The sequence below is a fragment of the Streptomyces sp. NPDC048639 genome (assembly GCF_043199075.1).
Lineage (GTDB): Bacteria > Actinomycetota > Actinomycetes > Streptomycetales > Streptomycetaceae > Streptomyces.
Genome location: NZ_JBICVP010000004.1, coordinates 605,066 through 620,243, shown reverse-complemented (window position 1 = coordinate 620,243; position 15,178 = coordinate 605,066). Strand labels below are relative to the sequence as shown.

Sequence of the window (15,178 nt, the reverse complement as noted above, 5' to 3'; positions counted from 1 at the left end):
CAATACTGTTGAACCGGAACAGCGCACGGACAGGAGGGGCGCAGCCGATGACCCAGCACACGACTCCGGGGGCCGAGGCCTCCGCGGAGGACGAACCCGCCCTCACCGTCGACGAGCTGGCCGCACGCGCCGGGGTCACGGTCCGCACGGTCCGCTTCTACGGCACCCGCGGCCTGCTGCCCCCGCCCGCGATAGGCCCGCGCCGGGTCGGCCGCTACGGCGAGGAGCACCTGTCGCGGCTCGCCCTGATCGAGGAGCTGCAGAGCCACGGCATGACCCTGGCGGCGATCGAACGCTATCTCAGCCGCCTCCCCCCGGATCTGACCGCGCAGGACCTCGCCATCCACCGCGCGCTGGTGGCCTCCTGGGTCCCGGACAGCGCCGAGGAGGCGACGCGCGGACAGCTCGAACGGCGGGTGGGACGGAAGCTGTCGGACACGGACCTCGACCGGCTCGCGGCCATGGGCGTACTGGTACGGACCGAGGAAACGGACGTCCTGCGGATCGACCCGGGACTGCTGCACCTCGGGGCACGGCTGCTGGACGTTCCTCTCTCGCTGGACGCCATTCTCGCGGCGCGCACCGTGATGGTCGAGCACACCCGCTCGGCGGCCCGTGAGCTGAGCCGCCTCTTCCGCGAGGAGGTCTGGGACTCCCCCGGCGGCGGCGAACCGGAGCCCGAGCGGCTGGCGCGGACGAAGTCCCTGTCCGCCCATATGCAACCGCTGGTGGTGCAGGCGCTGGTCACGGCCTTTCAGCGGTCGATGAAGGAGGAGTTGGGGACCTGGCTCGGCGACGACGAGCGGGGCGGCGCACAGGACCGGCGGAACGGGCAGAGCGAGCGGAACGGGCGCGGCGACCGGCGCGAGGGGAACGCATAGGGCGCTGCGGCGCACAGAGGCCCGGTCGCACCACCGGCCGGCGCACAGAGCCCCGGTCGCACCCACGGGCCGGTTCGCAGAGTCCCGGTCGCACCACCGGCCGGCCCCGCGGCAGTCGCGGGTCCGGCCCGTGGTGTCGGCAGAGGCGCTCATCAGGCGCCGGCCGTCAGACGTCGGGGGTCCGACGCCCGGAGGTCAGGCGTCCGTGAACGTCTCGCCCCGCTCGGCCTTCCCCAGCAGCAGCTCCGGCGGCGCGAACCGCTCCCCGTACGCAGCCTGCAGCTCGCGGGCGCGCGCGATGAAGCCGGGCAGCCCGCCCTCGTAGCCGTTGATGTACTGCAGGACGCCTCCGCTCCACCCGGGGAAGCCGATCCCGAGGATGGAGCCGATGTTGGCGTCCGCGACCGAGGTGAGCACGCCCTCCTCCAGGCAGCGGACGGTGTCCAGTGCCTCCGAGAACAGCATCCGCTCCTTCACGTCCTCGAACGGGATGATGGCGTCGGCCTTCGTGAAGTGCTCACGCAGGCCCGGCCACAGACCGGCCCGCTTGCCGTCCGGGTAGTAGTCGTAGAAGCCCGCTCCCCCGCTGCGGCCCGAGCGGCCGAACTCGTCGACCATGCGGTCGATGACCGTGTCGGCGGGGTGCGAGTCCCACTCGCGGCCCGCCGCCTCGGCCGCGCGCCGGGTCTCGTCCCGGATCTTGCGGGGCAGGGTGAGGGTCAGCTCGTCCATCAGGGAAAGGACCTTGGCCGGGTAGCCCGCCTGGGCCGCGGCCTGTTCGACGGAGGCGGGGTCGACGCCCTCGCCGACCATGGCCACGCCCTCGTTGATGAACTGGCCGATGACGCGCGAGGTGAAGAAGCCGCGCGAGTCGTTGACGACGATCGGCGTCTTCTTGATCTGGCGCACCAGGTCGAAGGCGCGGGCGAGCGCCTCCTCCCCCGTCTTCTCCCCCTTGATGATCTCGACCAGCGGCATCCTGTCGACCGGCGAGAAGAAGTGCAGTCCGATGAAGTCCTGGCTGCGCTGGACCCCTTCGGAGAGCAGCGTGATGGGCAGGGTGGAGGTGTTGGAGCACAGCAGCGCGTCGGGCGCGACGACCGACTCGATCTCCTGGAAGACCTTGTGCTTGAGGGCCGGGTCCTCGAAGACCGCCTCGATCACGGCGTCGCAGCCGGCCAGGTCCTGCACATCGCCGGTCGGGGTGATGCGGGCCAGCACCTCGTCCCGCTTCTCCTGCGTCGTACGGCCCCTGGCGAGCGCCTTGTCCAGCAGCGCCTCGGAGTACGCCTTGCCCTTACTCGCCGACTCCGTCGAGACATCCTTGAGGACGACCTCGATCCCGGCCCGTGCGCAGGAGTACGCGATGCCGGCGCCCATCATGCCCGCGCCGAGGACGGCCACCTTCCGGACCGTGCGCGGCTCGACGCCGGAGGGGCGGTTGGCACCGGAGTTGACGGCCTGGAGGTCGAAGAAGAAGGCCTGGATCATGTTCTTGGCGATCGGGCCCGTGACCAGCTCGGTGAAGTAGCGGGACTCGATGACCTGCGCGGTCTCGAAGTCGACCTGGGCTCCCTCGACGGCCGCGGCGAGGATGTTCCGCGGGGCCGGGTACGGGGCGCCGCCGGTCTGCTTGCGCAGATTGGCCGGGAAGGCGGGCAGGTTGGCCGCGAACTTCGGGTGGGACGGGGTCCCGCCGGGGATCTTGTAGCCCTTGACGTCCCACGGCTGCTGCGACTCGGGGTGGCTGTCGATGAAGGCGCGCGCCTTGGCGAGCATCTCCTCCGGCGTCGCCACCACCTCGTGGACCAGGCCCGCTTCCTGGGCGCGGCGCGGGTTGTACTGGGTGCCCTGCAGCAGGACCTTCAGCAGCGCGTCGGTGATGCCCAGCAGCCGTACGGTACGGACGACGCCACCGCCGCCCGGCAGCAGGCCGAGCGTGACCTCGGGGCAGCCGATCTTGGAGCCGGGGGCGTCGAGTGCGACGCGGTGGTGGCAGGCGAGCGCGATCTCGAAACCGCCGCCGAGGGCCGCTCCGTTGATGGCGGCGACGACGGGCTTGCCGAGCGTCTCGATGCGCCGCAGGTCGCGCTTGATGCCCATGCCCATCTCGAACACCTGCTGGGCGTGCTCGGGGCCGAGCTTGCTCATGTCCTTGAGGTCGCCGCCCGCGAAGAAGGTCTTCTTGGCGGAGGTGAAGATGACGCCGCGGACGGAGTCCCGCTCCGCCTCAAGACGGTCGGCGATCACGGTCAGGGAGGCCTTGAAGGCCCGGTTCATGGTGTTGGCGGACTGGTCGGGGTCGTCGAGGACGAGCGTGACGATGCCGTCGTCGCTCTGCTCCCAGCGGATGGTGGTGCTCTCGGTCATCTCAGAGTCTCCGTGGTGTTCCGGCGTGGGCGTGGCGGGAGTTCGGCAGCGCGTCAGAGGCGTTCGACGACGGTGGCGATCCCCATGCCGCCGCCCACGCAGAGCGTCACCAGCCCGTACCGCTGGTCGCGGCGCTCCAGTTCGTCGATGACCGTGCCGAGGATCATCGCCCCGGTGGCGCCGAGCGGGTGCCCCATGGCGATGGCCCCGCCGTTGACGTTGACCTGGTCCATCGAGAAGCCCATCTCGCGCACGAAGCGCATCACGACGGCCGCGAACGCCTCGTTGATCTCGACCAGGTCGATGTCGCCGACGCTCAGGCCCGCCTTGGCGAGCGCCTTGCGGGAGGCCGGGGCGGGGCCGGTCAGCATGATGGTGGGGTCGGCGCCGGAGACGGCGGCCGAGAGGATCCGGGCGCGCGGTGTCAGGCCGTAGCGCTCGCCGACCTCGCGGTTGCCGATCGCCACCAGGGCCGCGCCGTCGACGATGCCGGAGGAGTTTCCGGCGTGGTGGACGTGGTCGATCTTCTCGACCCAGTGGTACTTCTGCAGCGCCACCGCGTCGAAGCCGCCCGCCTCGCCGATGGTGGCGAAGGAGGGCTTGAGGGAGGCGAGGGTGTCCGCGGTGGTGCCGGGGCGGATGTGTTCGTCGCGGTCGAGGACGACCAGCCCGTTGCGGTCCAGGACGGGGACGACGGACCGGTCGAAGCGGCCGTCCTTCCAGGCCTCGGTGGCCCGCTCCTGCGACTGGGCGGCGAAGGTGTCCACGTCGTGGCGGGTGAAGCCCTCGGTTGTGGCGATGAGGTCGGCGCCGATGCCCTGGGGGACGAAGCCGGTCTCGTAGCTGGTCATCGGGTCCATGGCCCAGGCGCCGCCGTCCGAGCCCATCGGGACGCGGGACATGGACTCGACGCCGCCCGCCAGGACCAGGTCCTCCCAGCCGGAACGGACCTTGGCCGCCGCCATGTTGACCGCCTCCAGGCCGGAGGCACAGAAGCGGTTCTCCTGGACGCCCGCGACGGTGTCGGGGAGCCCGGCCGCGAGAGCGGCGGTCTTGGCGATGACGGAGCCCTGGTCGCCGAGCGGGCTGACGACGCCGAGCACGACGTCGTCCACGGCGGCCGGGTCCAGTCCGGGGAAGCGGCGGCGGATCTCGTGGATGAGCCCGACGACGAGGTCGATGGGCTTGGTGCCGTGCAGGGCGCCATTGGCCTTGCCGCGCCCGCGCGGGGTGCGGATGGCGTCGTACACGTACGCTTCGGTGCTCACGTCAGCAGCCTTTCGAGGGTGGGCCGGGTGGGGCTCGGGGGCGGGTCAGGAGAGCAGGGAACGGCCGATGATCTCTTTCATGATCTCGGTCGTACCGCCGTAGATCGTCTGGATACGGCCGTCGGTGTAGGCCCGGGCGACCGGGTATTCGGCCATGTAGCCGTATCCGCCGTGGAGTTGCAGGCACCGGTCGGCCACCCGCTTCTGGAGCTCGGTGGCCCACCACTTGGCCATCGAGGCGTGCACCGCGTCGAGCTCGCCGCCGGTGTGGTCCTCGATGCAGCGGTCGAGGAAGGTGCGGGCGACCGCGCACTCGGTGGCCATCTCGGCTATCTCGAAGCGGATGTGCTGGAGCTTGGCGAGCGGACGGCCGAACGCCTCGCGCTCCTTGACGTAGTCGGTGGTGATCTCCAGGAGGTGCTCGGCCCCGGCGACCCCGGCGACGGCGATGGCCATGCGCTCCTGCGCGAGGTTGGTCATCAGGTGGAGGAAGCCGCCGTTCAGCTCGCCGAGCAGATTCTCCTTGGGCACCTTCACGTCGTTGAAGAACAGCTCGGCGGTGTCCTGGGCCTTCTGCCCGATCTTGTCGAGGTTGCGGCCGCGCTCGAAGCCCTCCGCGCCGCGCTCGACGACGAGCAGGCTGAGCCCGTGCGCGCCGCCGTCGGGCGACGTCCTGGCGACGACGATCACCAGGTCGGCGAGGATGCCGTTGGAGATGAAGGTCTTGGAGCCGTTGAGCACCCAGTGGTCGCCGCGGTCGTCCGCCGTGGTCCGGATGCCCTGGAGGTCGGAGCCCGCGCCAGGCTCGGTCATGGCTATCGCGGTGATGATCTCGCCGGTGCAGAAGCCGGGCAGCCAGCGCCGCTTCTGCTCGTCTGTCGCCAGCGAGGTCAGGTACGGGCCGATGATGTCGTTGTGCAGGCCGATCGCGAGGCCCGAGGCACCGGCGCGGGCGAACTCCTCGTGCATGACCGCGGCGTAGCGGAAGTCGTCGTTCCCGCCGCCTCCGTACTCCTCGGGGACGGCGATCCCGAGGAGTCCCTGACGGCCGGCCGCGCGCCAGGCGGCGCGGTCGACGATGCCGTCCTTCTCCCACTGCGCGTAGTGCGGCACCACCTCCTTGGCGAGGAAGGTGCGCACGGTCTCGCGGAACGCGTCGTGCTCTGGGGTGAAGATCCGGCGCTTCAACGGTCCTCCTGAAGGGGCTGGTCTGCTAGGCGCGGCACGTCCCAGTCGCGGGCCACCTCCGCGGTGTCCGCACCGGGCTGTGCGGGCGGCCGGGTCACGGCGCCGGGGGTGACGGAGAAGCGCGGGGCGGGCGAGGGCTGGGTGATGCCGCCGTGGTCGGTGAAGGTGGCGCGGGCGGCGAGGTGCGGGTGGGCGGGGGCCTCGCGGAGCGAGAGGACGGGGGCGACGCAGGCGTCCGAGTCCTGGAAGACGGCCGTCCACTCATCGCGGGTGCGCTGCTTGAAGCGGGCGGCGACGGTGGCGCGCAGCTCGCCCCAGCGCTCGAAGTCCTTGCGGGCGGGCGCCTCGTCGGCGATGCCGAGCAGCCGGACGAACTCGTCGTAGAACCGCTGCTCCAGGGGGCCGACGGCCATGTGTCCGCCGTCGGCGGTCTCGTAGGTGCCGTAGAAGGGGCAGCCGCCGTCGAGGAGGTTGGCACCGCGGCGGTCCTGCCAGCCGCCGGCCGCCATCATGCCGTGGATCATGGCGGTCAGATGCGCGGTCCCGTCGACGATCGCCGCGTCCACGACCTGGCCCCGGCCCGCCGTACGGGCGTGCTGGAGGGCGGCGAGGACGCCGATGACGAGGTAGAGCGAGCCTCCGGCGTAGTCGCCGAGGAGGTTGGCGGGGATGGCGGGCGGCTCGTCCGGCCTGCCGATCATTCCGAGGGCGCCGGTGATGGCGATGTACGCGATGTCGTGTCCGGCGCGGTCGGCGAGCGGGCCCTCCTGGCCCCAGCCGGTCATGCGTCCGTAGACGAGGCGGGGGTTGCGCGCGAGGCACTCGTCGGGACCGATGCCGAGGCGCTCGGCGACCCCGGGGCGGTAGCCCTCGATCAGGATGTGGGCGCGGCCGACGAGGTCGAGAACGGCCGCCGGGCCTTCTGGCGACTTGAGGTCCAGCAGGACGGAGCGCTTGTTGCGGTTGGTGATGTCGTACGCGGGATCGATGTTGAGTCCGGCGCCGCCGGGGCGGTCGACGCGGACGACGTCGGCGCCGAGGTCGGCGAGGAGCATGGCGGCGAACGGCCCGGGGCCGATTCCCGCCAGCTCGACGACCCGCACGCCGGCGAGCGGGCCTTTCCCTGCGGCTGCCATCAAGCCCCCAAGAGCTTTGACACTATTGATGTAACATCAATGATGCTAAGAACACGTTCCACCGGGCACAAGCCCCGGCGAATGTGAAACACACGGATGGGCCGCCCGGAGCCCGCCGTGGCCCCGAACTCCCGTGGTGAGCAGGCCAGTCGGCCCGTGTGGATCGCGTCACGTGCGCGTTCGGCGGAACGGCCAATCCGGACGGACCGGACCTCGCCACCACCGTGGGAGTCAGGATCGCGGGACGCCCGTGGGAGTCAGGACCCGGGACGTCGCGCGGGCATCAGGATCCCGGAACGTCGCGCGGCGACGTGGTCAGCCCGCGTCCAACTCGGCGATCAGCCGCTTGGGAGCGATGACGCGGTAGCTCTCCTCCACCCAGTCGCAGAGCAGGTCCGCGGCCGGAGCGCCTCGTTCGGCCAGGGGAATGCTCACCCAGCCGGCCTTGCCAAGGCCGTAGCCCGCCGGCTCCGCGCCGGGGCAGGACATCGCGTGCTCGTGGACCGCCTCGTCCTTGAGCTTGAGCGTGACGCCCGGCGGGTAGCTGCCGTCGTCGACGCCGAGGAAGACGAACACCTTCTTGTTGACCTTGATGACGCTCTCGCCCCAGGGGAATTCCTCGACCGCCCCGGGCAGCCCCAGTGCGAACGCGCGCACCTTCTCGCGCACCTTCAGCGGTCCCTTCAGTGCCTTCGCGGGGTCCTGGTCCTTCGCCGCAGCCATCGCTTCCCTCGCTTCACCCCGTACGCCTGCCCGGCTCGCCCCGGCCTGCGCGGTCCACGCTAGCCGGGGCGGCCGACACCGGCCCGTGCACGAGCCGGTCGGCGTCCGCCGTACGGTCGATCAGACGGTGGAGACGGTGCGGGACGTTGCCGCCGACCAGCACGATCACCACCGCGGTGAGCCCGAAGGCCAGGAGGGCCAGCGCCTGCCCGAGCGGCATGCCCTCGGCGAGCCGCGCGCCGAGCACCGGGGCCACCGCCCCGCCCAGCGCGCCGACGTTGTAGACGAAGCCGAGCGAGGCGGCGCGCGTCGCGGTCGGGAAGTGCCCGGCGATGTACTTGGGCAGGATGCCGGAGATGCCCTGACTCAGCGCCAGCATGCAGAACAGCAGGACGCCGAGCCCGACGAGGCTGTCCTGGACGGCGAAGACCGGGAAGACGAAGGCCAGCGAGGCGGTGAGCGTGAGGGCGTAGGCCCGGCGCGTGCCGAGGCGGTCCCCGGCGAAGCCGGCGAGCCAGCAGCCGAGCATCGTGCCGAACCCGGCGTAGTACATGACGTCCGCGACCTGCCCCGGCGCGTAGCCCAGTTCGGTCTTGAGGTACGTCGGCAGCAGGGCCTGGATGGGCCAGCTGTAGAGGAACGCGCAGAAGACGGTGACCATCAGCGCCACGTACAGCACCCAGCCGCGCCGCCCGCCGAGCTGCACCGCGAAGGCGATCAGGCAGGCGGCCGCGACCGCCGACAGCGCCGGGACCGCTCCCGTACCGGCGGGCGTGAAGACGAAGAAGAGAGCGGCGCTCGCGGCGGCGGCGAGCGCGGTGTTCACCACCGCCCGCCCGCGTGTGACGAACAGCGGGCGGAACGGATCGGGCCGGGACCCGGCCGCACCCACCTCGGCGCTCCAGTCGTCGGCCTCCGGCAGCGCCCGCCGCACCCACAGGGCGACCAGCACGGGCAGTACACCGATCCAGAACATCCAGCGCCAGCCGAGTGAGGGCACCACCCGCTGGTACAGCTCGGCCGCCAGCACGGTGCCGAATGCGTAACCGGAGATCAGGAAGCCCGACGCGCGGTTGCGCAGCCGGACCGGCCAGCTCTCCAGCACATACGTGGCACTGGCGCTGTACTCGCCCGCCATTCCCATGCCGATGGCCAACCGGGCGGCGAACATGCTGGTCCAGTTCCAGGCGAAGCCGCAGGCGAACGAGCCGAGGGAGTAGAGCAGGATGCTGGCGATCATCGCTGCCTTGCGGCCGTAGCGGTCCCCCATGGCGCCGAGCAGCGCGCCGCCCAGCCAGCGGGTGATGAAGGCCCCGGAGACCAGACTCGCGGACTCCACGGTGGTCAGCCCGAAGTCGTCGGCGATCTCGGTGAGGACGAGAGTGATGAGCACGAAGTCGAAGCCGTCGAGGACGTAGCCGACCCAGGCGGCGAACATCGACTTCCACTGGCGGCGGGAGACCTCCCGGTACCAGCGGGTGGGTATGTCTCCCGGTTCGGTCCCCGGTGTGCTCACAGCAAACCTCCCTCTTCGAGCAGCCGGCGTACGGACTTGACGGCGGCGTCGCCCAGCGGGACCTGCGGGGCGGCGGTGGCCGGGCAGTCGATGACGCCCAGCAGGTGGAGCGCGGCCTTGAAGGCCCCGAGCGCGGAGGAACTACGGCCCATGGCCGCCTCGTCGCCCACGTCGGTGAGGGCGAACAGCGCGGCGAGACGGTCCTGCTCGGCCGCGGCCTCCGCCCAGCGGCCCGCGCGGGCGTGCGCGTGCAGCCGTACGTAACCGGCCGGATCGACATTGCCGAGGCCCGGCACGACACCGTGCGCCCCGGCCAGGAGGCCGCCGTCGACGGCCAGTTCGGAACCGGTGAGCACGGAGAAGGTGCGGTGGAGTCCGCGATGGCGCAGTTCGACGAGGAGACGGCGGAGCGCGCCGTCGTCGCCGCTGCTGTCCTTCAGGCCCGCGAGGGTGCCGTCCGCGGCGAGGTCGAGGACGACGCCGGCCGGGAGCTTGGTGTGCACGGCCACGGGGATGTCGTAGGCGAGGAGCGGCAGGTCCACGCCGTGGCGGATGCGCCGGAGATGGTCGGCGACCTCCACCGGGTGGGTGCGGGTGTAGAACGGCGCGGTGGCCACGAGGGCGTCGGCGCCGAGTTCGGCGGCGGTGCGGGCGTGGTCCAGCACGCGGGCGGTGGTCATGTCGATCACCCCGGCGAGGACCGGTACCCGGCCGGCCGCGGCCTCTACCGCCGTGTGCAGGACCGTACGGCGCTGAGCATCGCTCAGATAGGCGGTCTCGCCGCTGGAGCCGAGCGCGAAGAGCCCGTCCACGCCCGCGCCGATGAGGCGTTCGACGAGGGCGCGGAGAGAGCGGGTGTCGATGTCGCCGTCGGGAGTGAGGGGCGTGCACAGCGGCGGTACGACGCCGGTGAGGGGGGTGGGGAGGGGCATTGCGGCTCCACAATTTCGGGCCATCGCCAAGGAACGTGACCACACCGGACGTTGGACGTCCTATGTCCTGGGCTGACAGTGCCTCAGCGGCAACGCCGCGTCAAGACCCGCCGGGGCGTGGCCCCGACGGGCGTGGCGAGGGTGGGGAGACGGGGTGCGGGAGGGGCGTGTGTCGGGGTGAGGGGCCGGTGCGCGGCGTGATGAGGACCGGTGCACGGCGGGGTCAGGGGCCGGTTGCGCGGCGGGGGGGCGCCGACGGGTTGGCGACAAGGCGCCCCGGGGAGGCGGGCAAAGGGCGTGTAGCCGCGTCGGACGCGGCACCGGTCGGGCGCGTGGCCGGGGAGGGCTTGTTGATCGGGACGGCGACCATACCTACTGTGGCGTCACCCGGCCGGACGCCGAAGGGCGGCCGGCCCCCGAGGGGAGCGTGAGGGTGCAGCGGACCTACGACATCGTGCTGTTCGGGGCGACCGGCTTCACCGGCGGCCTCACCGCCGGCTATCTGGCGCGGAACGCACCCGACGACTGCCGCTGGGCACTCGCCGGGCGCAGCCTCGCCAAACTGGAGCGCACCCGCGAACGACTGGCCGGGGCCGACCCCCGCTGGGCCGCGCTTCCCCTGCTCGTCGCGGACGCCGGCGATCCCGAGTCGCTGCGCCGGATCGCCGCCGACGCGCGCGTGGTCGCGACGACCGTGGGGCCGTACACCCACCACGGCGAGGGGCTGGTGGCCGCCTGCGCGGAGTCCGGAACCGACTACGTGGACCTGTGCGGTGAGCCGGAGTTCATCGACCGGATGTATCTGCGGCACGACGCGCGCGCCCGCGAGACCGGCGCCCGTCTGGTGCACGCCTGCGGATTCGACTCCGTCCCGCACGACTTGGGCGCGCGTTTCACCGTGGAGCAGCTCCCGGAGGGCGTACCGCTCCGCATCGACGGCTACGTCCGCACCAACGCGACCTTCTCCGGCGGCACTCTGGCCTCCGTGCTGACCGCGTTGTCACGGCCGCTGGGCATGCGGCGGGCGGCTCGCGAGCGTGAGCGCCGCGAGCCCTGGCCGGGTGCGGCCGAGGGACGCACCGTACGGACGGGTCCGGCGATCCCGCCCGGTGCGCGGGGCCTGACGGTCCTGCCGCGGCGCAGCCGCGACGCGGGCGCCTGGGCGGTGCCGCTGCCCGGCGCCGACGCGCAGATCGTCGGCCGCTCGGCGGCCGCGCTCGAGCGGTACGGGCCCGACTTCCGCTACCGCCACCAGGCGGCGGTGAAGCGGCTTCCGGTCGCCGTGGGGGGCATGGCGACGGTCGGTGCTGTCTTCGCGTTGGCCCAAGTGCCGTACGCGCGGCGGCTGTTGTCCGCACGCCTGTCGCCCGGTGAGGGGCCGGGCGCCGAGCGGCGGGCGCGGAGCCGGTTCTCGGTCCGCTTCTTCGGCGAGGGCGGCGGCCGCCGTGTGGTCACGGAAGTCGCGGGCGGCGACCCGGGATACGACGAGACGGCGAAGATGCTGGCCGAGTCGGCGCTGTGCCTGGCCTACGACGACCTGCCGAAGACGGCGGGCCAGGTGACGACGGCGGTGGCGATGGGCGGGCCGCTGACGGACCGTCTGACGGCGGCCGGCCTGAAGTTCCGCGTCCTGAGCGCCTCGTAGCGGCTCGCGAAGCAGAGGTCTGCGCGGCACACACCCACGACGGGGGCGGGGCACCCGCGCACATGGGGGCACGCGCACCAGGAGGCGCGCCCACGAGGGGGCACGACGCCCACGACGGGGGCTGCCGACGCCGTGCCGCGGCGACCGGCTGCGGTGTTCCGCGATCGGCGTGCTTCGCGGCGACCGGCTGCGGTTGGCGTCGACCGGGCGTGCCACGGCGATCGACCGCGCGGGTAGGAGTCGGCCGGCCGACAACCGACTCCCACCGCTGGAGAATCCGCGGTCACCGCCCGGCCCGCGTCGGGCACCGCACCGCGTCGGGCACCGGCCCGCGGCGGGCACGGGCCCGGCGCGGGCCGCGTCAGCCGCGGATCGGTCGCCACATCAGCCGCGGGTCAGGCGCGCGGCGCGGCCCTTCTCGCCCGACGCCCAGCACGCCCCGTCCCGCGTGCAGTCCACCGTGTCGTACGAGCCCGAGTCGAACGTGCGCCATGTGCGCCCCGCGTCCAGCGTCAGGTCGCTGCCCGCCGGGCCCACCGCGATCGCCGCGGGCCACGGCGTGGGGAGCCAGGCCACGCCCGAGCGGTAGGCAGGTGGCGGGGTCTGCGCCTGCTTCCACGTACGGCCGCCGTTCCCGCTGACCGCACCCGCCTGCGGGGACGCCTGGTCCGGGCGGTAGTCGCCGCCGACCGCGACGCCGAGCCCGCGGCCGCGGAACGCCACCGCGAACACGCCCTTCGCCGGGTCCCCCGCCGGGATCGTCGACTCGGCGACCGTCCACGTGCGGCCGCGGTCGCGGGAGTGGAGAATCCGCGCCGTCGCGGCGCCGCCCGTCGCCATCCACACATCGCGCGGGCCCGACGACACCAGGCACTGCCCGCTCGCCGCGAACCCCGCCTCCCCCGTCTGCGCGGGCGGCATGCCGCCGGAGGGCAGCACCTCCCAGCTTCTGCCCCCGTCCTCGGTGGCGAGGATGCGGAACCTACCGTCCACCGGGTCGCTCATCGCCAGACCGTGGCGCCGGTCGAAGAAGGTCATGCAGTCGTAGAAGGCCTTCGGGTCGGTGTTGCGGAAGCTCTCTTTCCATGTCGCCCCGCCGTCCTCCGTACGGAAGACCCGGGACGCCTCTCCCTCGCCGATGGCCAGGACGACCGCGCGGCGTGCATCGAACGCCTCGACGTCGCGGAACTCCAACTCTCCCGCGCCCGGCGGCGATACGTTCCGCCACGCGCGCCCGCCGTCGACGGTGCGCAGGACCGTCCCCTTCGAACCCGCCAGCCAGGCCGTGCTGCCGCTGACCGCCGCGAGACCGCGGAATCGCGCGTCGCTGCCGGTGGGGGTGGATTGCCAGCCGATGCGGGACCGGTCATGGTCCGCGGCACCCGCCGGGGTGGCGGCGGTCGCAAGCGCCGCCGCGCACAGGCCGAATGAAACCGTACGCCTCAGGAGCCTCGTGAGCCTCATGGCGCGGGAAACTAGCCCACCGCGACCACCGAGACCAGACCCTGGGCGTTTCCGCCGCCTTCGCACGGGGCGCGTTCGCCGCTCCGGGAGGGCACAGGGCGACACGGGCCGACCCGGGGGCCGGTCCGGCGCCGCGTTCTCGCGCCCCGCCTCGGGGGGGTCAGCCGACGGGCTGCTGGCGGTACTCCTCGAGCCCCGAGGCCGTCCGGCTCATGGTGAACTGCGTGACTCGGTACCCGCAGACCTCCTCCTGCACGAACGGGTCGCTGGCCACGACGGCCTCGATGCGGTCCCGGTCGTCCCCGACCGCCAGGATCACCCCGCCGTCGGGCGGGCTCTTGCGCCCCGAGGCGACGAACACCCCGGCCTCGAACTGCTCGTCCACCCACTCCATATGGGCTTCACGGAGGGCGTCGACCTCGTCGGCGGGCGCGGTGTAGGTCAGCTCTAGCACGAACATGATCCGAGCCTACGTGCCGCTGCCGTGCCGGGGCTCCCGAGCCCGCCCGGACCCGCGCGTCGGTCCGCACGAGCGGCACGGTCAGACGTACACCACCCTCACGCGTGGCGCGCCCGGCCCCGCGCGTCGGCCGGTCCCCTGCTGCCCCGCCGTCCCCCACACCCCGTACGCGCTCAGTGGTGCGCGCTCAGCCGCCTGCGCTCAGCGGTGCGTGCCCAGCCGTGCGTGCCCAGCCGTACGCGCTCAGTTCTCCGCGAGCGCCATGGCCAGTGCCCGGCGGCACAGGCTGTCGGCGTGCCGCGTGGTCTCCGGCAGCCGGTAGCGCGGCGTCAGCCACAGCGTGTGCGCGCACGACTCCTCCAGGCCGACCGCGTGCCCCACGGAGACGAAGACCGGCTTCACTCCCTCGCGCGTGCGCAGTGCCCGCCCCACCACCTCGCCGCCGTCGACCAGCGGAGTCCACGCGCCGCGTGACGGGCCCGGCTGCTCGTACGCGAACCCGAACGGTGTCTTGGCGACCCCGAACGCCGGCAGGCCTGTCAGCACCCCGAGGTGGCTGGCGAGTCCGACGCGCCGCGGGTGCGCGATGCCGTAGCCGTCGCACACGACCAGATCGGGCACAGTGGCCAGTTGCTCCAGCGCCCGCAGGACGGGCGGGAGTTCGCGGAAGGCCAGCAGGCCCGGCACGTACGGGAACGAGGCCGTGGTGACGGCGGTCGCCCGCTCGGTCACCTCCAGGCTCTCCAGGTCCAGGACGACGGCCGCGGCGGCGACCCTGTCGGTGCTCTCGTCGTACGCCACGTCCACCCCGGCGATCCGGCCGGGCGCACCCGGAGCCGGACCGGGGCCTTCCGCATCGACGAGGCCGCGCAGTCGTTCCTGTTCCGCCACGGCCTCGGACTCGGAGCCCGGCCAGGACAATTCCGCCCATCCCATAGCCCCGTCCTACCACTGAGCCGCTGGGTGACAGACATCACCCTCCCCACCAATGCACGGATCCGGCCACGCGCTCGTCATAAACAGTGGAACCCATATCGCAGTCCATGTCTCGGCCGCTGTACCCGTGCACGGTCCGATGATCCCTTCGAGCGCGAGGAGGCAGGCGTGTCCCCTGTCATCGACCAAGCTGTCCGTGCCGGCCTCATCACGTCCGACGCCCAGGTGCAGGACATGACCGCCGTGCTGAGCTACCGGCGGGAGGACCCGCTGGCGATCCGCATCTGTTTCCCGCCGCGGGCCTCGCTCGCCGGCTCGGACGTGGCCTGGGTCTTCGGCCGTGACCTGCTGGCCGCGGGCCTCGACGGCCCGGCGGGCGAGGGCGACGTGCATGTGCGCCCGTTCGGCGACGACCTGACCGTGCTGGAGTTCCACGCCTCGGTGGGTACGGCCATGGTGCGGATGGAGACCGCCGATCTGCGCCGGTTCCTCCAGCGTTCGTACCTGCTGGTGCCCGCGGGCAGCGAGGGCTCGCACTGGGACGTGGACGGCGAGCTGGCGGCGCTGCTGAGAGAGGCCTGACCGCAAGAAATCAGCCAGTTCGCACTATGTGGATCACTACCCCCGGGACGTCTCCCGAGGGTTCGGGCTTTTCGGGG

13 protein-coding genes are annotated in these 15,178 nt (G+C 72.6%); 3 read left to right on the top strand and 10 right to left on the bottom strand.

All coding sequences use genetic code 11. The features are described 5' to 3' along the window. The first annotated feature begins 47 nt into the window (after positions 1–47). Complete coding sequence (locus ACGFNH_RS14450; RefSeq protein ID WP_393653396.1) at positions 48–881, top strand: MerR family transcriptional regulator; 834 nt, start codon at positions 48–50, stop codon at positions 879–881. 195 nt (positions 882–1,076) lie between these two features. Here ACGFNH_RS14450 and ACGFNH_RS14445 read toward each other — a convergent pair whose 3' ends face one another. The 7 genes from ACGFNH_RS14445 to ACGFNH_RS14415 all read right to left on the bottom strand — a co-directional run bounded on the left by ACGFNH_RS14445 (position 1,077) and on the right by ACGFNH_RS14415 (position 10,014). Further along, positions 1,077–3,251, bottom strand: a complete 2,175-nt coding sequence (locus ACGFNH_RS14445; RefSeq protein WP_393653395.1) for a 3-hydroxyacyl-CoA dehydrogenase NAD-binding domain-containing protein — start codon at positions 3,249–3,251, stop codon at positions 1,077–1,079. A gap of 53 nt (positions 3,252–3,304) precedes the next feature. Next, on the bottom strand, positions 3,305–4,519 hold the full coding sequence (locus ACGFNH_RS14440; RefSeq protein ID WP_393653394.1) for an acetyl-CoA C-acetyltransferase: 1,215 nt from the start codon (positions 4,517–4,519) through the stop codon (positions 3,305–3,307). A 45-nt stretch (positions 4,520–4,564) separates the two neighbouring features. Further along, entirely contained in the window at positions 4,565–5,707 is a 1,143-nt protein-coding gene (locus ACGFNH_RS14435) for an acyl-CoA dehydrogenase family protein (RefSeq protein WP_393653393.1), read from the bottom strand. After that, positions 5,704–6,843, bottom strand: a complete 1,140-nt coding sequence (locus tag ACGFNH_RS14430) for a CaiB/BaiF CoA transferase family protein (RefSeq protein ID WP_393653392.1) — start codon at positions 6,841–6,843, stop codon at positions 5,704–5,706. The genes ACGFNH_RS14435 and ACGFNH_RS14430 overlap by 4 nt, the downstream gene beginning before the upstream one ends. Positions 6,844–7,158: 315 nt before the next feature. Further along, complete coding sequence (locus tag ACGFNH_RS14425; RefSeq protein WP_393653391.1) at positions 7,159–7,566, bottom strand: MmcQ/YjbR family DNA-binding protein; 408 nt, start codon at positions 7,564–7,566, stop codon at positions 7,159–7,161. A gap of 13 nt (positions 7,567–7,579) precedes the next feature. Further along, positions 7,580–9,082, bottom strand: a complete 1,503-nt coding sequence (locus ACGFNH_RS14420) for a sialate:H+ symport family MFS transporter (protein ID WP_393653390.1) — start codon at positions 9,080–9,082, stop codon at positions 7,580–7,582. Next, entirely contained in the window at positions 9,079–10,014 is a 936-nt protein-coding gene (locus tag ACGFNH_RS14415; protein ID WP_393653389.1) for a dihydrodipicolinate synthase family protein, read from the bottom strand. The genes ACGFNH_RS14420 and ACGFNH_RS14415 overlap by 4 nt, the downstream gene beginning before the upstream one ends. A 427-nt stretch (positions 10,015–10,441) precedes the next feature. On the opposite strand from ACGFNH_RS14415, the gene ACGFNH_RS14410 reads away from it, so the two are divergent. Further along, positions 10,442–11,659, top strand: coding sequence for a saccharopine dehydrogenase family protein (locus ACGFNH_RS14410; protein WP_393653388.1), 1,218 nt, complete (start codon positions 10,442–10,444; stop codon positions 11,657–11,659). A gap of 384 nt (positions 11,660–12,043) precedes the next feature. Here the strand turns inward: ACGFNH_RS14410 and ACGFNH_RS14405 are convergent, their stop codons facing one another. The 3 genes from ACGFNH_RS14405 to ACGFNH_RS14395 form a co-directional block, all read right to left on the bottom strand. Further along, the gene (locus ACGFNH_RS14405) at positions 12,044–13,123 is read right to left on the bottom strand and encodes a WD40/YVTN/BNR-like repeat-containing protein (protein WP_393653387.1); all 1,080 of its coding nucleotides are present in this window, start codon (positions 13,121–13,123) and stop codon (positions 12,044–12,046) included. Positions 13,124–13,283: 160 nt separating this feature from the next. Continuing rightward, the gene (locus tag ACGFNH_RS14400) at positions 13,284–13,583 is read right to left on the bottom strand and encodes a YciI family protein (protein WP_393653386.1); all 300 of its coding nucleotides are present in this window, start codon (positions 13,581–13,583) and stop codon (positions 13,284–13,286) included. 243 nt (positions 13,584–13,826) lie between these two features. Beyond that, positions 13,827–14,519, bottom strand: a complete 693-nt coding sequence (locus ACGFNH_RS14395) for an endonuclease V (RefSeq protein ID WP_393653385.1) — start codon at positions 14,517–14,519, stop codon at positions 13,827–13,829. A gap of 168 nt (positions 14,520–14,687) precedes the next feature. Between ACGFNH_RS14395 and ACGFNH_RS14390 the strand changes: the two genes are divergently transcribed. Beyond that, positions 14,688–15,101: an SsgA family sporulation/cell division regulator gene (locus tag ACGFNH_RS14390; RefSeq protein ID WP_393653384.1), complete on the top strand. Its 414-nt coding sequence runs from the start codon at positions 14,688–14,690 to the stop codon at positions 15,099–15,101. The last annotated feature ends 77 nt before the right edge of the window (positions 15,102–15,178 follow it).

Coding starts and splice junctions, on each gene's coding strand:
- ACGFNH_RS14400 (WP_393653386.1), bottom strand. CDS start 13,583: ATGTTCGTGCTAGAGCTGACCTACACCGCGCCCGCCGACGAGGTCGAC.
- ACGFNH_RS14405 (WP_393653387.1), bottom strand. CDS start 13,123: ATGAGGCTCACGAGGCTCCTGAGGCGTACGGTTTCATTCGGCCTGTGC.
- ACGFNH_RS14430 (WP_393653392.1), bottom strand. CDS start 6,843: ATGGCAGCCGCAGGGAAAGGCCCGCTCGCCGGCGTGCGGGTCGTCGAG.
- ACGFNH_RS14395 (WP_393653385.1), bottom strand. CDS start 14,519: ATGGGATGGGCGGAATTGTCCTGGCCGGGCTCCGAGTCCGAGGCCGTG.
- ACGFNH_RS14450 (WP_393653396.1), top strand. CDS start 48: ATGACCCAGCACACGACTCCGGGGGCCGAGGCCTCCGCGGAGGACGAA.
- ACGFNH_RS14445 (WP_393653395.1), bottom strand. CDS start 3,251: ATGACCGAGAGCACCACCATCCGCTGGGAGCAGAGCGACGACGGCATC.
- ACGFNH_RS14415 (WP_393653389.1), bottom strand. CDS start 10,014: ATGCCCCTCCCCACCCCCCTCACCGGCGTCGTACCGCCGCTGTGCACG.
- ACGFNH_RS14425 (WP_393653391.1), bottom strand. CDS start 7,566: ATGGCTGCGGCGAAGGACCAGGACCCCGCGAAGGCACTGAAGGGACCG.